This window comes from Ensifer sp. NM-2 (genome assembly GCF_003024455.1).
Taxonomy (GTDB): Bacteria; Pseudomonadota; Alphaproteobacteria; order Rhizobiales; family Rhizobiaceae; genus Ensifer; species Ensifer canadensis.
Window position 1 is genome coordinate 312,775 of record NZ_PVZR01000002.1, and the last position, 19,899, is coordinate 332,673.

Sequence of the window (19,899 nt, forward strand, 5' to 3'; positions counted from 1 at the left end):
CGACAATCTAATGGGAGGAATGAAATGAAGAAAACTGCATTTTCACGTCGCTCGCTGCTTGCGTCCATTTTCGGATTGGCCCTCGCCGGAATGATCCGGCCGGACATTGCGCATGCCGAAGACTTCAAGATGGGCCTTCTCGTGCCCGGTAGCGTTTCGGAAGAGGGATGGAACCGGATCGGCTACAATGCGCTGAAGGGCGTTGAAGACCAGCTCGGCGCCAAGATCAGCTATGTCGAGTTGCAACAGAATCCGGCATCCTTCGAAAAGGCCTTTCGCGACTACGCGAGCCAGGGCTACAAGGTAATCCTGGGCCACGGATTTGAATTCCAGGACGCAGCACTCGAAGTCGCACTCGATTATCCGGACACCTATTTCCTGATCTCGTCGAGCAGTATCCATGAAGGCAATGTCATCGGCCTCAACACCGATACGAGCCAGCCCTTCTACCTTATGGGCGTCATCGCCGCGAAGATGGGCCAAAAAGCGGGCCTCGTCGGCGGCATGGAGATCCCACCGATCCAGCAGGCCTTCGCCGGCTTTAAAAACGGCGCCAGGAGTGTGAACCCGGACTTCCCGATCAGCGAGGCCTATATCGGTAACTTCACCGATACGACGGCCGCCAAGGAGGCCGCGCTTAGCATGATCTCGCAGGGTGCCGATTTCGTCGTGCCGAACGCCTCGGGAGCCACCGTCGGCGGCTACCAGGCGATTTCGGAATCCGGGCCGGACGTGCGCTCTTTCTCGATCTTCAGCGACTTTACCGAAGTTGCGCCCAACAACATTCTCGGCCTCTACGTCGCCGATTATGCGCAGGGCGTGGTGGAAGTTGTGCGCTCTATTCACGACGGCAGCCCGCCCACGCAAAACGTCGTCTTCGGGCTGAAGGACCCGAAGGTCATCTCCTTCACCTTCCGCGATGACGGCCCAGTCTCGGTGCCGGAAGACATCCGCGCTGAAGTGAAAGCGATCAGCGCCAAGATCGCCGCCGGAGAGATCAAGACAGACACTCAGTGACGGGCCTTTCGCTGCGACCGGCCATGCCTGGTCGCAGCGAACCATTTCAATGCCACACCATTATCGGGACCGATCCATGGAACAGGTAAACCAGGGAGCGCGTGATCACGTGTATCCTCAAGCAGCCCACGCTCTCTACCGGACGCTCTCGCAGGCGGTTATCAGCGCTGCGACCCCGATCGCCGCGGTCCTTGTCGCCCTTTCGTTCGGCGCGGCGCTTTTGTGGCTGAACGGCTTCACTGGGACCGACGTGGTTACGGTGATGATCATGGGCTCCTTCCAGGATGCGCGCTCGATCGGCGAAATCCTGCTGAAGGCGACGCCGCTCATCCTGATCGGCGCAGGGCTTTGTGTCGCCTTCCGGTGCAGCATCTGGAACATCGGCGCTGAGGGGCAGCTTTATGTCGGTGCGATCGCCGCCACCTTCGTCGGCACCAGCATCGATGGCCTCTCTGTCTGGATCCATGCCCCGCTCGTCATGCTGGCGGGCGCGTTGGCCGGCGCCGCCTGGGCCGGCATCGCCGGCTATCTCAAGGTACGCTTCCAGGCGAGCGAGATCGTCACCACGATCATGCTCAACTACATCGCCCTCATCCTGACGAGCTATCTCGTCACCGGGCCGATGAGGGACGCAAGCGCCGCCTATCCGCAATCGGCCCGGCTGGTGCGCGAGGCCTGGACGCCGCGCATCGTCTCGGACATGCGCCTCCATATCGGTATCCTCGTCGCCATCGTGCTGGCGGTCGCACTCTATATTTTCCTGCAACGCAGCAGCCGCGGTTTTGCCTTGCGCGTCGTCGGCCTCAACCCGGATGCGGCGCGTTATGCAGGCATGGACGTGCGCCGCAACGTGATGATCGCCATCTGTATCAGCGGCGCGATGGCCGGGCTTGCCGGCGCCTTCGAGGTCGCGGGTGTCACCCACCGGCTCTATCAGAACATCTCACCGGGCTACGGCTTCGAAGGCATCGCCGTGGCGTTGCTCGCCAACAACAATCCCCTGGCCGCGATCCTGTCGGGCGGGCTCTTCGCGATGCTACGGTCCGGCTCTGAGGTCCTCCAGATTACATCGCAGGTCCCGCAGGTTCTCGTCCTCGTCATTCAGGGCATCGTCATCCTGTCAGTCGTGGCCTTCGCCAAGTTCCGCGGTGTGCTGACGAGCCTGCGTTAGCCAAACCGCTCCCCGCAAGGGATGAAGATGATCAAGAGAGGTCCGCAACCATGGACGACATGATGTTTTTCACCTTCCTCGCGGCGCTGATGGGCGCGGCCTGGAGGCTCGCGACGCCCCTCATCTTCGCCTCGATCGGTGAGGTCTTTTCCGAACGGGCGGGGGTGCTCAACATCGGGTTGGAAGGCACGATGCTGGTCGGCGCGTTCTGCGGTTTCGCGGCCGCCTTCGCCACCGGCAGCATCCCGCTCGGCCTTCTTGCCGGCGTCGGCGGCGGCATGCTGTTCGGGCTGGTTTTCGCCTTCTTCACAATTACCATCAAGGCAGACCAGATCGTGGTCGGCGCGGCACTCAACCTGCTTGGCATGGGCCTCACCGCCTTCCTGTTCCGCACCTATTATGTCTCGACCGGCAAGGGCATCGAGATCGCCCAGCCGGTCCATATCCCCTGGCTCAGCGATCTGCCCTTCCTGGGAGAAGCCTTCTTCCGGCAGAACTTCATCGTCTACAGCACGATCCTTGTCGCAATCCTCGCCACCCTCGTGCTCAATCGAACCTCCTTCGGACTGACACTGCGTGCTGTGGGTGAACACCCCAAGGCCGTCGACGTCGCCGGCCGCAACGTCGCGACCTACCGGTACGCCGCAGTGATGGTCGGCACAGGTCTTGCAGGTCTCGGCGGCGCATTCCTGACGCTCGGTCATTCCAACCAGTTCGTCGAGGGCATCACCTCCGGGCGCGGCTTCATCGCGCTTGCCGTCGTGGTCTTTGCGAGGTGGTCGCCAATGGGGGCCTTCTTTGTCTCGCTGCTGTTTGGCCTCTTCTATGCCCTGCAACTGATGCTCCAGGCACAGGCGTCCATCGTGGTGCCTTACCAGGTCCTGCAAGCCCTTCCCTACATCATGACGATCATCACGCTGGTCGTGGTTCGCGGCAAGGGCGCCGCGCCGAGCAAGCTCGGCCAGCCCTACGAGATGAGGTAACGGACATGTCCCCCAAACCATTCCTGCGCATCGATAATATCCACAAGCGATTCGGCCCCATCATCGCCAGCGACGGCGTGTCGCTGCAAATCGAGGAGGGTGAGATCCACGCGCTGCTCGGTGAAAACGGCGCCGGCAAGAGCGTGCTGATGAGTATGATCTGCGGCATGGTGCGACCCGACGCGGGCGAGATCGTCTACAAAGGCGCGCCCGTTCGCTTCAACAGCCCGCGCGAGGCGATCCGCCAGCGCATCGGCATGGTACACCAGCACTTCATGCTCGTGCCGAACCTCACCGTCGCGGAAAACTATATCCTCGGCCAGGGATCAGCGTTCCGGATCATCAACGACATGGACAAGATCCATGCGAAAATCCGCGAGCTCAGCGATCGCTATGCGCTCGACGTCCGCCCTGACGCCCTCATCGAAGATCTCTCCGTCGGCGAGCAGCAGCGCGTCGAAATCCTGAAGGCTCTGTTCAACGGCATCGATCTCCTCATCCTCGACGAGCCCACCGCTGTGCTGACGCCGCAGGAGACCGACCGCCTGCTTGGCCTGATGCGTGACCTGGCCGCCGACGGGAAGACTGTCGTCTTCATCTCGCACAAGCTCGACGAGGTGATGCGGGTCAGCGACCGTATCAGCGTCATGCGCGACGGGCGCGTAGTCAATACCGTCGGCGTCGACGACACGGATGCGCGAGGCCTTGCCCGCATGATGGTGGGGCGCGACGTTGGCATGGAGCTGGTCCGCGACGCTGCCGCCCCCGGTCGGCTCGTGCTGTCGGTCGAAAACCTCAGCTGTCGTAGCGAAACCGGGCTTCCGGCCGTGCGCGGCATCAGCCTTGATGTGCACGCCGGCGAGATCGTCGGCATCGCCGGCGTTTCCGGTAACGGCCAGAGCGAATTGTCACTGGCGCTTGCGGGCCTGTTGCCGGTGGATTCGGGCCGCGTCGTACTCAACGGCAAGGACATTACCGGCCTGGACCCCGCCCGCATCAATGCTTGTGGGTTTTCCCACATCCCGGAAGATCGGCACAAGCATGGCATCGTGCTTTCGCTCTCGCTCAGCGAGAACACCATCCTCCAGCGATACGACCAACCGCCCTTTGCCGCCCGCGGCATGCTCAATCGGCGCACGATCGGCACGCATACCCGCGATCTCATCAAGCGCTTCCGCATCAAGTCCCGCGATGAGAACCAGCGGATCGGCGACCTTTCCGGCGGCAACCAGCAGAAGCTGGTGGTCGCGCGTGAGCTGGCGCGCAATCCCGATTTTATTCTCGTCAACCAGCTCGCCCGTGGCATCGACATCGGCGCGATGGAATTCGTCATGGAGGAGATGCTGAAGCAGCGCGACAGCGGCAGAGCGATCCTGCTGATCTCGACGGAACTCGAAGAACTCTTCGCGATCTGCGATCGGATCCTCGTGATGTGCCACGGCGAAATCCTTGGGGAACTGCCGCCGGACCGTTCTCGCCTCGAGGAGCTGGGACTGCTGATGGCAGGTAAAGCTGCGGATCGCCTTGAGCAACCGACACCTGCGGGCTAGACAGGAGAGGCCGCGCCATCGTTTGATGTAAACCGCACAACCGGCATGTTCGAAGGAGGGCGTCGCGTCCATGAATATAACCCTGCGGCAACTCAGGGCCTTCATCGCGGTGGCCGAACTCGGCCAGTTCAACATCGCCGCAAGGAACCTTCACCTCACCCAGTCGGCGGTCAGCATCCTCATCCGGGACCTGGAGTCGGAAATCGGTGTGCGCCTGTTCGACCGCCACACGCGCATGGTGTCGCTGACGCTCGTCGGGCAGGAATTCCTGCCGCAGGCCCGCAAAATATTGAAGGACCTGGAGCTCGCCGTCGGCGACGTGCGCGACAATGCCTCGCTGAAGCGCGGCCAGGTCACCGTCGCTGCGGCCATTGTGCTCGCCGCAACCATCGTGCCGCCGATCATCGCCCGGTTCCTGCGCATGTATCCGGAGATTTCCGTCAGCATCCGCGACATGCCCGAGGAGGCGATCAGCCCGGCGCTCAAGCGCAACGAGGTCGACATCGCCGTTGGCACACTGTCTGAAGAGGATCCGGAGATCACGGCCACCCCGCTTTTGCGCGACAAGCTGATGCTTGTGTGCCGGGAGGACCACCGTTTCGCCAAACGGAAGTCCGTGCGGTGGGAGGAGATGAAAGACGAATCGCTTATCACGCTGGCCGCCGCCAACCCATTGCGCAGCATCGTTGAGCATAACCTCATCCGCGTCGCTCCGAATTTCCGGCCGAAGTACGAAGTGCGCTTCTCAACGACCGCCATCAGCATGATCGCCGCCGGCATGGGCGTCGCCGTCCTGCCGGAGAATTCCAGCCAACTCGCATCCGCCGTACACGTCACGACCATCGACCTGATCGAACCGGACGTGATGCGAGATGTCTCGCTATTGCAGCGGCGCCAGCACAGCCTTTCGCCCGCGGCCGAGCATCTCAAAGCGGCCTTCGTCGCCTGGGCTGCTGACCGTACTGGATCCTCTGTCCGCGATTGAAACTACGGCAAGTCTCCCAACCCGCAATGCAATGCATGCGCACGACAGATGCAAAGCCCCTGGCGCGATCCCACAAGCTCTTGACCTTACCATCGTTGGAAGCCCCATAAGGGTCGCGTTACCCTTCATGGTACCGAGAGCATGCGAGCTCGGCTGACCGTGAGAGGTCCCGAAGCCTGCCCGCATGTCCAGAGCAAAACATGAGATCTTCACTCAGCGCTGACTGGGACTTCGAGCGGGAAATCCGTTCAATCCTTCTGCGGTTCGTCGCCCTCGCCATACTTCTCGCCAATCTCTTGCTGGGCGGGGATGCCGGGGCTGAAGGGACCCATTTCGCCGTCATTATTTGCTATCTGGTTATCAGCATCGCATCTGCCATGAGCGCCCGCTTCCTGCCCGGACGATCCTGGCTGAAAACGCTATTCGTCGTTCTTGACGCACTGCTGGTCGCGTTAATCCTCTATGCCCATATCCTTGGCGGTCCGGTCACCGAGAACCACAATGTTACGACGAGCAGCCTTGTCGTCGCATTCATTCTCCTCAATCATGTTGGCCTCAAGCTTGACCGTCGGCTGGTCCTCGTCTTTTCAGGCATCGTCGTTGTTGCCTGGATCGGCATGCTCGCTGCTACCGCCGCCAGGCATCACACGGCTGACGCCATGTCGTTCGTTGCGTACTTTTTCAATCAGGATCTTGGTCTGACGGTGAGTTATGGCTTCACCGCCTTTGCAATTTATCTCCTCGCCAAGGATCACGATAAGACGCGGAAGGAGGCTCTGTTGGCAGACAGGCGACGCCTCAATCTGTCGCGGTTCTTCTCGCCACTCGTTGTCGCCGACCTTCAGGAAGGAAGTTCGGCTCTCGAACTCGAACGGCGCAATGCCGTGATCATGTTTGTCGACCTGCGTGACTTCACCAGTTTTGCCGAGACAGCACCCGCTCGCCAATTGGCAGCGGTGCTGGCTCAATACCGTCATCTCGTTTCGGGGATCATTTTCGACCACGGCGGAACCGTCGACAAGTTCATCGGAGACGGCGTGATGGCCGTGTTCGGCCAACCTACAGCAATGAAGGATGACGCAGACCGTGCGCTCGCTTGCGCTCTCGACCTGGTCGATGCGTTGAATGACTGGAAGCACCAGAATTTGGTTGGCGGGTATCCTGCCCTAAGCGCTGGCATAGGCTTGCACTATGGCTCCGTCGTCGGCGGCGTCCTGGACAGCGGGTGTCATAGCGAATTCACAGTCATAGGGGATGCGGTCAATGTCGCCCAGCGACTTGAAGCCCTTACGAAGGTTCTGGGCTCACCGCTTGTTGTCTCATCGGCGCTGGTCAAACAATTGCGCAAACCTGCGCCATCTGCACTGTGGACGGTACAGAATGAGGTTGCGCTCGCTGGCCGGCGGTTGCCGATTGACATCTGGTACTTGCAGACCGAGGTGGATAGCAGGGTCCCTTCCCCCGTAGCCGGCGGTGCAAAGACACCCCTCCAGAGGCCTTCCCTCCAGTCCTCGCCGTTTACAGCGCCAGACGTCGGGATTGGATAATCAATCCCTCTCGCGGTGGTCCTGACAAGCTCATCTATCGTTCGGGCAAAGACTCGCCAAAGATCGATTGGCACGCGCCACTGCCGGCCACTGCATTCTTGATCTGGGTTCCATCTGGACCGCGATCACCTGACGAACGCTGCTTTAGATTTCGTGTCACCGCGTCATTCCTCGACGGCCTTCAAACTGCCGGGTCCATCAGGAACTATTTGTAATTAGCAAGCCAAAACTCCTTGACATTTCAATCAAAAACGAAGGAATTAAGATAACAACAAATTCTTGGAGCTTGTTTCATGCTGGCCATTGTCGCCGATGATCTGACCGGCGCCCTGGATGCAGCCGCCCCATTCGCCAGCAGGGGCCTGCATACTGAGATTGCGCTTACCGTCGAAGCCATCCCCGGGGCGTTGAGCGAGCACCCGCAGGTCATATCCGTCAATATTGGCTCGCGGGAAATGGATGTCGTATCAGCGCAGCAAGCAACTGCTGCGACGCTTGCCGCGCTGCCGCCGGGCTCGCGCCTTTTCAAGAAGATCGACTCGCGCCTCAAGGGCCACATCGCTGCCGAGCTCGACATTATCCCTTTTCGCTCAGCGCTGGTTGCTCCCGCCATTCCGGATTTCGGACGGATGGTAAGGGCCGGCCATGTACAGGGCTTTGGGGTGGATACGCCGATATCGATTGCTGAAAAACTTGGCCGGCACGCGGGGAACATGACGATCCCGGATATCGCGACCGCGGAAGAAATGAGCCGCTCGCTTCAATCGGCCCAGGAATCGGGTGTGGACCTGCTGATCGGTGCACGCGGATTGGCCGAGGCACTGGCACGCCAAATGACCGGCGACGCAAAGGCGCTAGCTGCCGAGATCCCAGAAGGGGCCGGACTTTTTGTCATCGGCTCGCGTGATCCGATCACGCTAGCGCAGATCGAAGAATTGCGTGCCACGCTCGAGCCGCGTTATCTGCCGGCACCAAATGGCCGCCTGAGCGACACGTCTTCGGATGGCAGCTTGATCACTCTTGTGCAGGCAGTTGACGGAGATGTCGCAATTACCTCGCAGGAAGTCTCCCGTCTTCTAGCGGAAAGCGTCTTTCCAGCTTTGACACAGGCCGCCTCGACGTTGCTTCTTTCCGGTGGTGCCACTGCACAAGCCGTGCTGGACAAGATGGGGATTAAACGTTTCCGGCTAATGGGTGAGTGCATGCCAGGTCTGGGCTTGGCCTTCGCCAACGGACATTGCATCATCGCGAAATCCGGAGGATTCGGTCACGCGGGGACGCTGAGGGAGATTGCGGGCAGAATGCTCCGCGACATGGGATGACAATGGGACTGGAGAACGGAACGACACGCAAGAGCCTGGCCGACCTCGTCTTCGAGCGGATGCATCGCGCCATTAAATCAGGGGCCTACAAGCCCGACGAACGCTTGCCGACGGAGCACGACCTCGCTGCCGAATTCGAAGTGTCCCGACCGGTCATCCGCGAGGCGCTTCGCCGCATCCGTGACCAGGGCCTGATCTATTCTCGCCGAGGCGCTGGCAGTTTTGTTCGTGCCGTCGGCATGAAGGAGCCACTTGGCTTCGGACAACTGGAGAATGTCGCGGATCTGCTGAACTGCTACGAGTTCCGGCTGACGGTCGAGCCGGCAGCAGCAGCCGCAGCAGCGGCACGCCATGATGACGCCAGTCTTGGCGCCATTCGCCAGGCGCTGGAGTTGATGCGGGACGCGACCAACCGACAGTCGCATCGCGAGGACGCGGACTTCCAATTCCATCTGGCGATCGCGCGCGCTGCCCAGAACAGCTATTTCTCGACCGCGATGGAAGCCCTCAAGGACCATATTGCCGTCGGCATGAAATTCCATGGCGCGTCAGTCAAGCGCGAGACAACCGGCCTCACGCGTGTTTTCGCCGAGCACGAAGCAATCTGCGATGCGATCGCTGCCGGTGACGGCACGCAGGCAAAGCAGTTGATGCACGATCACTTGACCGGCTCGCGCGAGCGGTTGTTTCAGACGACCCGGTAAATCGGCGACACTCGCAACGCGAAGCGCCCCGACCTTTGGCCGAGGCGCTTGAAATTGGGCAATGGCCCAAGGCGCCTAAAGCGCAGTAGCCTCTCAGGTTCGCCTACTGCGCGTTAGGCACTTGTTTGTTGCGCATGTCGTTCTCGCCGCTGCGCACATTTCCGCGACATGCGTTAGAAAGCCGCCCTGTAGACCTCCAGCACCTCGTCGACACTCATATCAACAGGATTGTTGTCCATCAGGCGACGGTTGGCATGCGCCTCGCTGGCATAGAGCGGCAGATCGTTCGACGTCGCGCCGTGAGCTGAAAGCGACATCTCGATGCCGAGATCACTGCAAAATCCGCGAGCAGCGCTCAGAAGTTCCGGCGCCGAAAGAGCCTCGCCCAGTCCCAGCGCCTGTGCGACCTCATCCGTCTTTTCTGCTGCAACGGAACGATTGAAGGCAAGTACATGTGGGAAGATGATGGCGTTGGCCAGCCCGTGCGGCAGGCGGAGCCTGGTTCCCAGCGGATAGGCGATGGCGTGGCCAGCGGCCGTGTTGACCGGCCCAAGGCATATGCCGCCATAATAGGAGGCGAGCATCAGCCCTTCGCGGGCCTCGGTATCTGTCCCGTCCTTGACCGCGCGTGCCAGATATTTGCCGACAAGATGGAAGCCCATTCGCGCAAAGCCATCGATCATCGGATGCGCCCGACGATTGGTGAAGGCCTCGACACAATGGGCCATCGCATCGACACCCGTCGCCGCTGTGACGGCCGGCGGTACGGAATAGGTCAACTCCGGATCGAGAACGGCAAAGTCCGCGATCATGTACGGGCTTTCCACTGCGATCTTGTTACCTTTGCCGGGATCGGTAATCAGCGAGCGAATGCCCGCTTCAGAGCCGGTTCCAGCCGTCGTCGCGACTTGAACCAGGCGAGTGTTGCGGCCGGCGACGCGATTGGGGCCCGCGACATCGACGAGCGTTTGATCCGAATCCCAAAGCGCGGCAACCAGCTTTGCGACGTCGAGTACTGATCCGCCGCCAAGACCGACAATCAGGTCCGGCTTGCACCGCCTTGCGGCCTCGAGCGCTGCATCCAGCGTTGCGATGTCGGGCTCTCCGGGTATCGCATCGAAGACAGTGACGCGGCCGGAAAGCCGCAATCGATCTGCAAAGCCTGCCGTGATCGGCGTTGCGATCACGAGTGCGGAGCCGGCTTCGGCAGCCCAGGCACCGACCTCTCCGACCGTACCTGCGCCGATAGCAAGCCGGCGTGGTTGATGAAGGGTGATTTGAGCAATTGTCATGGCCTGGTCATCCTTGCTTGGCGCTGCCGGCCACGAGCTTGCGCGCGTAGGCGATGGCGGAGTTCATATTGCCGTGGTCGGCGATGCCCTTTCCGGCGATGTCGAAGGCCGTGCCATGGTCGACCGAGGTACGATCGATCGGCAGATCGACCGAGACGTTGACCGCGGTATCGAAGGCGACCAGCTTGATCGGGATGTGTCCCTGATCGTGATATTGCGCGACGATCAGATCAAAAGCGCCGGAATAGGCACGATAGAAAACCGTGTCCGCCGAAATCGGCCCGTAGGCGTCGATACCCTCGGCGCGCGCGGCCGCAACCGCAGGCGCAATCTGGTCGTCATCCTCGGTGCCGAACAGGCCATTTTCGCCGCAATGCGGATTGATGCCGGCAACAGCGATCCTGGGCGCGGCATAGCCGGTGCGCTTGAGATGAGCGTCCCCGGCCCTGATCGTTGCCAGAACTCGCTCTGTCGTCGCCCTTCTGATTGCCTCCTGCAGCGAGACATGCGTCGACACATGGATAACTTTCAGTCGTTCGGAAGCGAGCAGCATGTAGGCAGCCTTCGACCCGGTGAGGCTACGCAGCATGCCGGTATGGCCATCATAGTGATGGCCTGCGAGGTTCAGCGCTTCCTTGTTGATCGGTGCGGTGACGATGCAGCCGATCGCACCGGATTCGGCGTCGCGCACCGCTTTCTCGATGAAACGAAAGGCAGCATCGCCGGCGACCGGGCTCAGTTGGCCCCAGGGCAGCGGCGCGCCCTCGATCGGCAGATCAACGACATGAGGGCTGAGGTCGATGTCCAGGCCGAGCGCAGACCGAGCGGCCTCAAGCGTCGCCAGATTGCCATAGATGCGCGTCTGTGCGCGATCTGCACTGGACATTTCAGCCAGGGCCCGCACCGAGATCTCGGGGCCGACCCCACAGGGATCGCCCATGGTTATGCCAATGATATTGCTCATGAAACACTCCGTCGAGCCGCACTGTCCCAACCGGGAGCCAGGCGGACATATTTGATCGCGCGCCGATGATAGGTGTAGGCGAGATGCATTGCGCCGTCGGGACCTTCAAGCAGCCAGGGATAGGACATTTCCTGGTTGCGGCCATCGGTCGAGTCATTGGACAGGCAGGTTCCCGGGCCATCTTCGATCGACTGGCGAAGCGCAAAGGAATGCCCACCGTCGTTGGAGAGGCAAAGTGCAACGGGTGCGCGCGGCACCCCCCAGACGGGAACGCAGCCTCCGCTTGGATCCGCATCGGGCCGGCCATCATCTTCGCCCAATTCGTCATAGAGCGAGGCGCGTCGGTCGGACGACAGAAGCGCGTTCACCGGGTTGCAGATCATGGCGATGCGGCCGTCGCGCAGGCGGATTGCCGCTAGCGACGAATTGTTGTTCGGCACTTCCGTGGCATGAGGCACGGACCAGGACCGCCCCCCGTCGACGCTCTCGCTCCGGTAGACAAAGTCGGCCTGACGACGCCGGAAGAAGGCGGCGTAGCGCTCCCCTCCGAGCGAGACCGGCGACATGTGCACACAGCCGGTGGACTGTTCAATATCTTCGAGCCGCCACGTCCTGCCTGCATCATGGGAGACACCCACTGCGGCCGTGTCATGGCTGCCGTTCCATTTCTGGCCGGGGCGTTGCACGCATCGGAAAATCGGCAGCAGCCACGCACCATCGTCGCGCACGACGACAGGGGCGCGGACAAAACACCCGCGCGGCAGGTCGAGGTAGCGCCCCTTTGGCGCTGCGAGCTTCAGTGGGTCGGCGGGATCGCGCACCACCTCAGTCATGCGGATCCGGCATTCATCCTGATTTCCTGATGGTTGGGAGGTATGAAACAGCCAGAGAGTGCCGTCCGGCGCGGAAAACAACACCGGGTTCTGTTCCGAATGTGAAGGATCGTCACTCAGTCGCTGCGGCGGTCCCCAGGCGGTCGAGCCTTGCGTCAGTACAGACGCGAAGATCGAGATATCCGACTTGCCCTCCAGCGTGCCGCCGAACCAGGCGCACACGAGCGCACCATCATCGAGCAAGTGCAGGAATGCCGCATGGTTCTGGATCATTGACGAAGGCAACAAGGCTTCGTCGCGCCCCGGGGACACGGATCGAAGCACGCCGTTCATGTTGCGAGCGATTTCATCGGGATGCATTTAGGCCCTCCTGTCAGGTTCGAAAATCATCCAAATTTCGAAGTTGTCAAGTTCTTTAATGTCATTTAGTTTTGCTTCTAGGCCATGTAATCATACACAACTATTTGAAATTGCTTATTATTTTTTGACAATAGCAGCGTTCAATAATTTTACATAGGAAAACGATTTGACAAACTTTGCCGAAAGATAGATTGTCATGACAACACGGCGCAAGGATGCCGGGGACGGAGGACCTTCATGTACAGCGCCAGCAGTCGCCACCAGGCTACGACGGCCGTCGTCTTTGCAGCAGGAGCAGCAACGCTCGCCGCGACAGATGCCGTGATCGTGCGTGCGCTGAGCGGCGCCGTGCACCCGTTCGTCATCGGATTTTTCCGGGCGTTCTTCGGCGCACTCATCCTTCTTCCCTGGATTGCGCTTCGCCCATCCGTTCTTCGCACCACGCATCCGGTGCGCCAGCACGCCCTGCGCGCCGGCTTCAAACTATTGGCGATGATCGCGCTGTTCGCCGCCTTCAGTTGGGGACCGCTCGCCGACGTCACCGCCATCGCCTTCACCTCTCCGATTTTTGTCGTGCTGGGTGCAGCGTTGACGTTGGGCGAACGACCGGGCCCGGCGATGATTGCAGCGGTCGCCCTTGGTTTTGCCGGCGCCATGCTGGTGATCGGCCCGTCCGCGACGGGCTTCACGCTGGCGATCTTGCTGGCGCTTGCGGGCGCCGTGCTTCAATCAGCGATCCAGCTGATTTTGAAATCCATGTCGAAAGGCGACGCCACGTCCACGCTCGTCGTGTGGAACCTTCTCTTGACCGTGCCTATCGCCCTGCTGCTCGCCATCCCGTTTTTCGCCATTCCTGGCCCAAGGGAAATGGGGTTGCTTGCACTTCAGGGCGTGGTCGGCACCGCATGCATGGGGCTGATGACCCATGCCTTTTCGCTGGCGCCGGCGACTGTCGTGGCACCGGTTGACTTTCTACGCCTGCCGCTTGTGGCCTTCGGCGGATTTGCCCTGTTCGGCGAAACCGTCGCGCTGACCACCATCGGCGGCGGTGCACTCATATGCTGCGCCGCATTGATCGCCGCGCGTTCCGGAAAATTCAGGTCTGGCAAGACGCCGGACTGAACGAGACTTTCTAGGGAGGAAAATGCAATGAAGAAAACGCTTATCCTGGGGGCGCTCCTGTTGGGCTCCGCCATGTCGCCTGCTTTTGCCGCATCGGGACCGATCAAGATCGTGCTGGCCGAGGAGGCCGATCTGCTCGAGCCCTGCATGGCAACCCGCTCGAATATCGGCCGCGTCATCATGCAGAATGTCAGCGAGACCCTGACCGAGCTCGACGTTCGCGGCGACAAGGGCGTCGTGCCGCGCCTTGCCGAAAAGTGGGAGCAGAATGAAGACGGAAGCTGGCGTTTCCATCTTCGCCAGGGGGTGAAATTCTCTGATGGCACGACCTTTGACGCCAAGGACGTCAAGCACAGCTTCGACCGCATCATGAGCGACAAGAATGCCTGTGAGTCTCGTCGATACTTCGGCGGGATGACGGTTACTGCCAATGTCGTCGACGATCACACGATCGATTTCAGCGCGGATCCGGTTCAGCCGATCCTGCCGCTGCTGATGTCGCTCGTCACGATCGTTCCGGAAGAAACGCCACTCGAGTTCATCCGCGAGCCGATCGGCACCGGCCCCTACAAACTGACCAACTGGACGCCGGGCCAGCAGATCGTCCTGACCGGGCGCGATGACTATTGGGGCCAGAAGCCGCAGGTCACGGAAGCAACCTACCTGTTCCGCGCAGATCCGTCAGTGCGAGCCGCAATGGTTCAGGCCGGCGAAGCCGATCTCTCGCCCTCGATCTCGCAGCTCGACGCAACCAACCCGAAGACCGACTTCTCCTATCTCGACAGCGAGACCGTCTATCTGCGCATTGATCACAATATCGAGCCTCTGAACGATGTGCGCGTGCGTCGTGCCCTTAACATGGCCATCGACCGTCAGGCGTTCCTGGGTACTCTGGTTCCCGATAGCGCGCTGCTCGCCACCGCGATCGTGCCGCCCCCGACGCTCGGCTGGAACCCTGACGTGAAGGTCTTCCCCTTCGATCCAGAAGCCGCGAAAAAACTTCTGGAGGAAGCCAAGGCCTCAGGCGTGAAGGTCGATACACCGATCACCATCATCGCACGCTCGGCAAACTTCCCGAACGTGACCGAGATCATGGAAGCCATTCAGGCGCAGTTGCAGGAAGTCGGCTTCAAGATCGATCTCAAGTTCGTCGAAGTGGCCGAACATGAAGGCTACTATTCCAAGCCGTTCAAGGAAGGTCGCGGGCCGCAGCTCGTTGCTGCCATGCACGACAACTCCAAGGGTGACCCGTCCTTCTCGATGTTCTTCAAATACGCGACCGAGGGCACGCAGTCGGGCTTTTCAGACCCCAAGGTCGACGATCTGATCAAGCGCGCCTCGGCGGCTGTCGGCGAAGAACGCGCCAAGCTCTGGTCTGAAACCATTGCCTATGTGCATGATGAAGTGGTGGCTGACGTGCTGCTCTTCCACATGGTTGGATTCTCGCGCGTTTCCGAACGCCTGGACTTCAAGCCCACCATGGCGACCAACTCGATGCTTCAGCTCTCGGAGATCGGCATCAAGTGATCCGTTCTGGCGATGATGAAATCCGCCAGTGACAGACGCAATCAAGGCGGCGGGAGGATCCCGCCGCCCTATGCAATCGAGAGGCACAAAGATGAGCTTCATTCGCAAACGGGCCCTGGCCAGCCTGATTTCCCTTATCGGGCTGATCGTGATGGTCTTTTTCCTCTCGCGCCTGACGGGAGATCCCGCCGCCCTGTTCCTTCCCGTCGAAGCCTCGGCGGAAATGAAGGACCAGTTTCGCGAGATCCACGGCCTTAACGATCCGATCATGGTTCAGTTTGCCCGCTACGTTGGCGACATCGTAACCGGCGATTTCGGCGAGTCGCTGCGCAAGGCACGGCCGGCACTCGATGTGGTTCTGGAAGCTTTCGTGTGGACGCTCTGGCTTGCCACTATCACCATGTCGCTGGTGACGGGCGCTGCCATCGTCGTCGGCTCACTGGCCGCGTTCCGCGCCGGCGGTTTTTTCGATCGCCTCTCCTCGGTGATATCGCTGATCGGCGCGGCCGTCCCGGACTTCTGGCTCGCCATTGTCGCGATCGTCGTCTTCTCGGTGAACCTTGCCTGGCTTCCGACATCCGGCACCGGCTCGCTCCTGCACTGGATTTTGCCCATCGGCGTGCTGTTCGTCCGCCCGTTCGGGATCATCGTCCAGGTCGTTCGCGGTTCGATGATCAGCGCGCTTTCGTCTGCCTACGTGAAGACGGCACGCGCCAAGGGCGTGAAGTCCGGACCGATCATCTTCATCCACGCGCTGCGAAACGCCATGCTTCCGGTCATCACCGTCATCGGCGACCAGGCCGCGAGCCTCCTGAACGGTGCGGTCATCGTCGAAACCATCTTTGGTTTTCCCGGCGTCGGCAAGCTGATGATCGACAGCATCCTGCAGCGTGACTTCAACGTCGTTTTGGCCGCCATTCTCGTGACCGCGCTGGCGATTTTCGTCATGAACCTGTTGATCGACCTTGCCTATACGCTTCTCGATCCACGCATCCGTCATTGAAGAGTTCAGCCATGACCTTACAGACGACAGATACGGCGATAACCCAGGAACCGACCTTTGCTGTTCGCATGGCGCGCATGCTGTGGGCGGACAAGTTCGCACTGTGCGCTGCAATCTTTCTGATCACCGTTCTCATTCTGGCAATCGTCGGGCCGAGCTGGCTTGGCGACCTTGCGACGAAGCAAAACCTGCGCGGCCGAAATGCTGCGCCGTTCGAATGGGAACGCGGCTGGGTCTGGTGGATGGGGGCGGATGCGCTTGGACGTCCGCTGTTTGCCCGCATCATCGTCGCAACGCAAAACACGCTGATGGTTGCCGCCGGCGCCGTCGCGATCTCCGCGATCGTCGGCACCACCCTCGGCCTGATCGCAGGTTTTTCCTCCGAGCGCGTCAACCAGGTCATCATGCGGCTGGCCGACGTCATCATGTCGTTCCCGTCGCTGCTGATCGCGGTCATCGTGCTCTATGTCCTCGGCTCGTCGATCCTGAACCTGATGCTGGTTCTGGCGATCACCCGCATTCCGGTCTATCTGCGCACCACCCGCGCGGAGGTGCTGGAGATCCGCGAGCGCATGTTCGTGCAAGCTGCGCGCGTCATGGGCGCCTCCAGCAAGCGCATCCTGTTCCGGCACATCCTGCCCGTGGTCCTGCCAACGCTGACGACGCTGGCGACCCTCGACTTTGCCTATGTGATGCTGGCGGAAAGCGCGCTTTCCTTCCTCGGCATCGGCATTCAGCCGCCCGAAATCACCTGGGGTCTGATGATTTCTCAAGGTAGGCAATATCTCACCAATGCCTGGTGGCTGTCCTTCTGGCCCGGCCTTGCAATCATCCTGACGACCATGTCGCTCAACTTGCTTTCGAACTGGATGCGCATCGCCCTTGATCCCGTCCAGCGCTGGCGCCTGGAAATGAAAGGTCGCAAGAATGGCTGACCATCTGCTGGAAGTCCGCAACCTCTCGGTCGAATTTCACACCGTGATGGGTGTGGTCAAAGCGGTCCGCAACATCTCGTATCACCTCGATCGCGGCGAGACGCTGGCGATCCTGGGCGAAAGCGGATCAGGCAAGTCCGTATCGTCGTCGGCGATCATGAACCTGATCGACATGCCGCCCGGCCGTATCAGCTCGGGCGAGATCCTGCTTGACGGCGTCGACCTCTTGACGATGCCGACACACAAGCGCCGCGAAGTGAACGGTCGCCGCATCGCAATGATCTTTCAGGATCCGCTCAGCCACCTGAACCCGGTTTATTCGGTCGGCTGGCAGATCCGTGAGGCACTGACGACCCACGGCACGGGAAGCACCGAGGCACAGGCGGAAGCTCTGCGGCTGTTGACCCGCGTCGGCATTCCCGACCCGGAGAAATCGCTCGACAAATATCCGCACGAGTTCTCCGGCGGTCAGCGCCAGCGCGTCATGATCGCCATGGCGCTTGCACTCCGCCCCGATCTGCTGATCGCCGACGAGCCGACGACGGCGCTCGACGTGACTGTTCAGGCCGAGGTGCTGGCGCTTCTGGAGGAGTTGCAGCAGGAAACCGGCATGGCAGTCCTGATCATCACGCATGACCTTGGCGTCGTCGCCGAGGTTGCCGACCGCGTCGTGGTGATGGAAAAGGGCGAACTGGTCGAGGCGGGAACGGTTCGCGATGTCTACAAGAACCCGCAACATCCCTACACCCGTAAGCTGATCGCCGCTGCCCCCGGAAAGGGCAAGATGCATTCGCCGGGCGCGCGCGGCGAGCCCGTCCTGTCGGTTCGCGACGTCCGCAAGCACTATGGCAGCTTCGAAGCTCTGAAAGGCATCTCCTTCGACCTCATGCCAGGCGAGACCATGGCCGTCGTCGGCGAAAGCGGCTCGGGAAAATCCACGCTCGCCCGCATCCTGCTGAGGCTGGACGAGCCCGACAGCGGCAGCGCGCTATGGAAGGGCCGTGACCTTTTCCAGCTGTCGCCGGCGGAACTCTACAAATTGCGGCGCGACCTGCAGATGGTGTTTCAGGACCCCACCCAGTCGCTCAATCCGCGCATGACCGTCTACCAGCTGATCTCCGAGGCATGGGTGATCCATCCGGACATCCTGCCCAAGGCGAAATGGCGAGAGCGCGTCGCCGAGCTTCTGGTTCAGGTCGGCCTTGGGCCGGAACATATGGGGCGATATCCACATCAGTTTTCCGGCGGTCAGCGCCAGCGCATCGCCATTGCCCGAGCGCTGGCGCTCGAGCCGCAATTGATCATCTGCGACGAGGCCGTCTCGGCGCTCGATGTCTCGGTTCAGGCCCAGGTCATTGCCCTCCTTGACAAGCTTCGCAAGGACATGGGCATTGCCTTCATCTTCATCGCCCACGATCTTCCGGTCGTTCGCGACTTCGCCGACCACGTCATGGTGATGCAGAAGGGCAATGTCGTCGAACTCGGCACCGTGCGTGAGGTCTTCGAGGCCCCACGCCAAGACTATACGCGCGCGCTTCTGGCTGCCGGACTTGATCCGGATCCCGACGTCCAGGCGGCCAATCGCGCTGCCCGCCTCGAATGCGCCTCTTGAGAGAGCGCTCCCATCACTGGAGATAACAATGTCCAAGCAAGCCTTTGTCGCGCTCGTTACCTGCTTCAACGACGATGAGACGATCAACTACGACGCGACGCGCGCTCAGGTCCGCCGACAGGTGGACGCCGGCAACAACATCATGTGCGCCGGTACGAACGGTGATTTCAGCGCCCTGACCTACGACGAGAAAGTGCGCCTGACCGAGGAGGTCGTCGATGAGGTCGCCGGCCGCGTCAAGGTCATCGTCAATGCCGGCATGCCCGCAACCTTCGAAACGCTGAAACTCGCGCGCGAATTCGATCGCATCGGCGTCGATGGTATTGCCGTGATAACCCCGTTCTTCATCGCCTGCACCCAGGATGGTCTGATCCGTCACTTCTCGACCGTTGCGGACGCGGTCGAAACCCCGATCTATCTCTACGATATTCCGGCCCGCACCCAGAACCACATCGAGCCGGAGACCGCGCGCAGGCTTTCCGGGCACGGCAACATCGCCGGCATCAAGGATTCGGGCGGAGCGAAAGAGACGCTTGAAGCCTATCTCGAAGTGGCCAGGGACGTTGAGGGTTTCGAAGTCTACTCAGGCCCTGATCATCTGGTGCTGTGGGCGCTGCAAAACGGTGCGGCCGGCTGCATATCGGGCCTCGGCAATGCCATGCCGCACGTGCTGGCGGGAATTTTGAACGCCTTCAATTCAGGCGACATTGCCGAAGCCGAAAGACAGCAGGCGATTTATTCGGCTTTCCGCACGGATCTCTACGCGCTTGGCTTTGCGCCTGCGATGGTCAAGCGGTCGCTCTTTCTACAGGACAGCTCCGTTGGCGCCAGCCGCGAGCCGGCCTTGCTGCCCAACAAGACCCAGGACGACCAGATCGAGGAGATCCTGCACCGGTATGGGCTCCTTTGAAGCGGGTGCCGAAACAGCACCACACGCATAAGCGTTTCCCCCGAGCGGCCGGAGCCATGCCC

At 61.0% G+C, this 19,899-nt stretch carries 17 protein-coding genes; 14 read left to right on the forward strand and 3 right to left on the reverse strand.

Annotated elements, in window-relative coordinates:
* Positions 1 to 24: 24 nt before the first annotated feature.
* From C6558_RS06670 to C6558_RS06705, 8 genes are all read left to right on the forward strand, one after another.
* On the forward strand, positions 25 to 1,017 hold the full coding sequence (locus C6558_RS06670) for a BMP family protein (protein ID WP_082523540.1): 993 nt from the start codon (positions 25 to 27) through the stop codon (positions 1,015 to 1,017).
* Positions 1,018 to 1,093: 76 nt separating this feature from the next.
* Positions 1,094 to 2,188 (forward strand): ABC transporter permease, encoded by a 1,095-nt coding sequence (locus tag C6558_RS06675; protein WP_057221097.1) that lies wholly within the window; start codon positions 1,094 to 1,096, stop codon positions 2,186 to 2,188.
* Between the two features lie 50 nt (positions 2,189 to 2,238).
* Positions 2,239 to 3,171: an ABC transporter permease gene (locus C6558_RS06680; RefSeq protein ID WP_057221098.1), complete on the forward strand. Its 933-nt coding sequence runs from the start codon at positions 2,239 to 2,241 to the stop codon at positions 3,169 to 3,171.
* 5 nt (positions 3,172 to 3,176) lie between these two features.
* On the forward strand, positions 3,177 to 4,721 hold the full coding sequence (locus C6558_RS06685) for an ABC transporter ATP-binding protein (RefSeq protein WP_025430373.1): 1,545 nt from the start codon (positions 3,177 to 3,179) through the stop codon (positions 4,719 to 4,721).
* Positions 4,722 to 4,791: 70 nt separating this feature from the next.
* Positions 4,792 to 5,706: a LysR family transcriptional regulator gene (locus tag C6558_RS06690; protein ID WP_025430374.1), complete on the forward strand. Its 915-nt coding sequence runs from the start codon at positions 4,792 to 4,794 to the stop codon at positions 5,704 to 5,706.
* A 200-nt stretch (positions 5,707 to 5,906) separates the two neighbouring features.
* Positions 5,907 to 7,253: an adenylate/guanylate cyclase domain-containing protein gene (locus C6558_RS06695; RefSeq protein WP_107027028.1), complete on the forward strand. Its 1,347-nt coding sequence runs from the start codon at positions 5,907 to 5,909 to the stop codon at positions 7,251 to 7,253.
* 293 nt (positions 7,254 to 7,546) lie between these two features.
* The gene (locus C6558_RS06700) at positions 7,547 to 8,575 is read left to right on the forward strand and encodes a four-carbon acid sugar kinase family protein (protein ID WP_107027029.1); all 1,029 of its coding nucleotides are present in this window, start codon (positions 7,547 to 7,549) and stop codon (positions 8,573 to 8,575) included.
* A gap of 2 nt (positions 8,576 to 8,577) precedes the next feature.
* Positions 8,578 to 9,279 (forward strand): FadR/GntR family transcriptional regulator, encoded by a 702-nt coding sequence (locus C6558_RS06705; RefSeq protein WP_025430377.1) that lies wholly within the window; start codon positions 8,578 to 8,580, stop codon positions 9,277 to 9,279.
* Between the two features lie 173 nt (positions 9,280 to 9,452).
* On the opposite strand, the gene C6558_RS06710 is transcribed toward C6558_RS06705, so the two are convergent.
* Genes C6558_RS06710 through C6558_RS06720 form a run of 3 tightly spaced genes read right to left on the reverse strand, consistent with a single transcriptional unit; the run spans position 9,453 to position 12,728 of the window.
* On the reverse strand, positions 9,453 to 10,571 hold the full coding sequence (locus tag C6558_RS06710; RefSeq protein ID WP_107027030.1) for an iron-containing alcohol dehydrogenase: 1,119 nt from the start codon (positions 10,569 to 10,571) through the stop codon (positions 9,453 to 9,455).
* Positions 10,572 to 10,578: 7 nt separating this feature from the next.
* Positions 10,579 to 11,535, reverse strand: a complete 957-nt coding sequence (gene pdxA / locus C6558_RS06715) for a 4-hydroxythreonine-4-phosphate dehydrogenase PdxA (RefSeq protein WP_057207080.1) — start codon at positions 11,533 to 11,535, stop codon at positions 10,579 to 10,581.
* Positions 11,532 to 12,728, reverse strand: a complete 1,197-nt coding sequence (locus tag C6558_RS06720) for an exo-alpha-sialidase (RefSeq protein WP_057207077.1) — start codon at positions 12,726 to 12,728, stop codon at positions 11,532 to 11,534. Before C6558_RS06720 ends, pdxA begins: the two co-directional genes overlap by 4 nt.
* Before the next feature lie 237 nt (positions 12,729 to 12,965).
* Here C6558_RS06720 and C6558_RS06725 point away from each other — a divergent pair, with 237 nt between their 5' ends.
* From C6558_RS06725 to C6558_RS06750, 6 genes are all read left to right on the forward strand, one after another.
* Complete coding sequence (locus C6558_RS06725; protein WP_057226004.1) at positions 12,966 to 13,850, forward strand: DMT family transporter; 885 nt, start codon at positions 12,966 to 12,968, stop codon at positions 13,848 to 13,850.
* Positions 13,851 to 13,877: 27 nt separating this feature from the next.
* Positions 13,878 to 15,377, forward strand: coding sequence for an ABC transporter substrate-binding protein (locus C6558_RS06730; protein ID WP_057226006.1), 1,500 nt, complete (start codon positions 13,878 to 13,880; stop codon positions 15,375 to 15,377).
* Positions 15,378 to 15,468: 91 nt separating this feature from the next.
* Entirely contained in the window at positions 15,469 to 16,380 is a 912-nt protein-coding gene (locus C6558_RS06735) for an ABC transporter permease (protein ID WP_084814070.1), read from the forward strand.
* A gap of 11 nt (positions 16,381 to 16,391) precedes the next feature.
* The gene (locus C6558_RS06740) at positions 16,392 to 17,315 is read left to right on the forward strand and encodes an ABC transporter permease (protein ID WP_025430384.1); all 924 of its coding nucleotides are present in this window, start codon (positions 16,392 to 16,394) and stop codon (positions 17,313 to 17,315) included.
* Positions 17,308 to 18,927, forward strand: a complete 1,620-nt coding sequence (locus C6558_RS06745) for an ABC transporter ATP-binding protein (RefSeq protein WP_057221107.1) — start codon at positions 17,308 to 17,310, stop codon at positions 18,925 to 18,927. Before C6558_RS06740 ends, C6558_RS06745 begins: the two co-directional genes overlap by 8 nt.
* 28 nt (positions 18,928 to 18,955) lie before the next feature.
* Positions 18,956 to 19,837 carry a dihydrodipicolinate synthase family protein gene (locus C6558_RS06750; RefSeq protein WP_057207066.1) on the forward strand — a complete coding sequence of 294 codons (882 nt, stop codon included), beginning with the start codon at positions 18,956 to 18,958 and terminating at the stop codon, positions 19,835 to 19,837.
* Positions 19,838 to 19,899 lie beyond the last annotated feature (62 nt).

What these genes read in the sequence shown, in the direction of transcription:
- C6558_RS06670 (WP_082523540.1), top strand. Translation starts at nt 25, where the DNA reads ATGAAGAAAACTGCATTTTCACGTCGCTCGCTGCTTGCGTCCATTTTC.
- C6558_RS06675 (WP_057221097.1), top strand. Translation starts at nt 1,094, where the DNA reads ATGGAACAGGTAAACCAGGGAGCGCGTGATCACGTGTATCCTCAAGCA.
- C6558_RS06680 (WP_057221098.1), top strand. Translation starts at nt 2,239, where the DNA reads ATGGACGACATGATGTTTTTCACCTTCCTCGCGGCGCTGATGGGCGCG.
- C6558_RS06685 (WP_025430373.1), top strand. Translation starts at nt 3,177, where the DNA reads ATGTCCCCCAAACCATTCCTGCGCATCGATAATATCCACAAGCGATTC.
- C6558_RS06690 (WP_025430374.1), top strand. Translation starts at nt 4,792, where the DNA reads ATGAATATAACCCTGCGGCAACTCAGGGCCTTCATCGCGGTGGCCGAA.
- C6558_RS06695 (WP_107027028.1), top strand. Translation starts at nt 5,907, where the DNA reads ATGAGATCTTCACTCAGCGCTGACTGGGACTTCGAGCGGGAAATCCGT.
- C6558_RS06700 (WP_107027029.1), top strand. Translation starts at nt 7,547, where the DNA reads ATGCTGGCCATTGTCGCCGATGATCTGACCGGCGCCCTGGATGCAGCC.
- C6558_RS06705 (WP_025430377.1), top strand. Translation starts at nt 8,578, where the DNA reads ATGGGACTGGAGAACGGAACGACACGCAAGAGCCTGGCCGACCTCGTC.
- C6558_RS06710 (WP_107027030.1), bottom strand. Translation starts at nt 10,571, where the DNA reads ATGACAATTGCTCAAATCACCCTTCATCAACCACGCCGGCTTGCTATC.
- pdxA (WP_057207080.1), bottom strand. Translation starts at nt 11,535, where the DNA reads ATGAGCAATATCATTGGCATAACCATGGGCGATCCCTGTGGGGTCGGC.
- C6558_RS06720 (WP_057207077.1), bottom strand. Translation starts at nt 12,728, where the DNA reads ATGCATCCCGATGAAATCGCTCGCAACATGAACGGCGTGCTTCGATCC.
- C6558_RS06725 (WP_057226004.1), top strand. Translation starts at nt 12,966, where the DNA reads ATGTACAGCGCCAGCAGTCGCCACCAGGCTACGACGGCCGTCGTCTTT.
- C6558_RS06730 (WP_057226006.1), top strand. Translation starts at nt 13,878, where the DNA reads ATGAAGAAAACGCTTATCCTGGGGGCGCTCCTGTTGGGCTCCGCCATG.
- C6558_RS06735 (WP_084814070.1), top strand. Translation starts at nt 15,469, where the DNA reads ATGAGCTTCATTCGCAAACGGGCCCTGGCCAGCCTGATTTCCCTTATC.
- C6558_RS06740 (WP_025430384.1), top strand. Translation starts at nt 16,392, where the DNA reads ATGACCTTACAGACGACAGATACGGCGATAACCCAGGAACCGACCTTT.
- C6558_RS06745 (WP_057221107.1), top strand. Translation starts at nt 17,308, where the DNA reads ATGGCTGACCATCTGCTGGAAGTCCGCAACCTCTCGGTCGAATTTCAC.
- C6558_RS06750 (WP_057207066.1), top strand. Translation starts at nt 18,956, where the DNA reads ATGTCCAAGCAAGCCTTTGTCGCGCTCGTTACCTGCTTCAACGACGAT.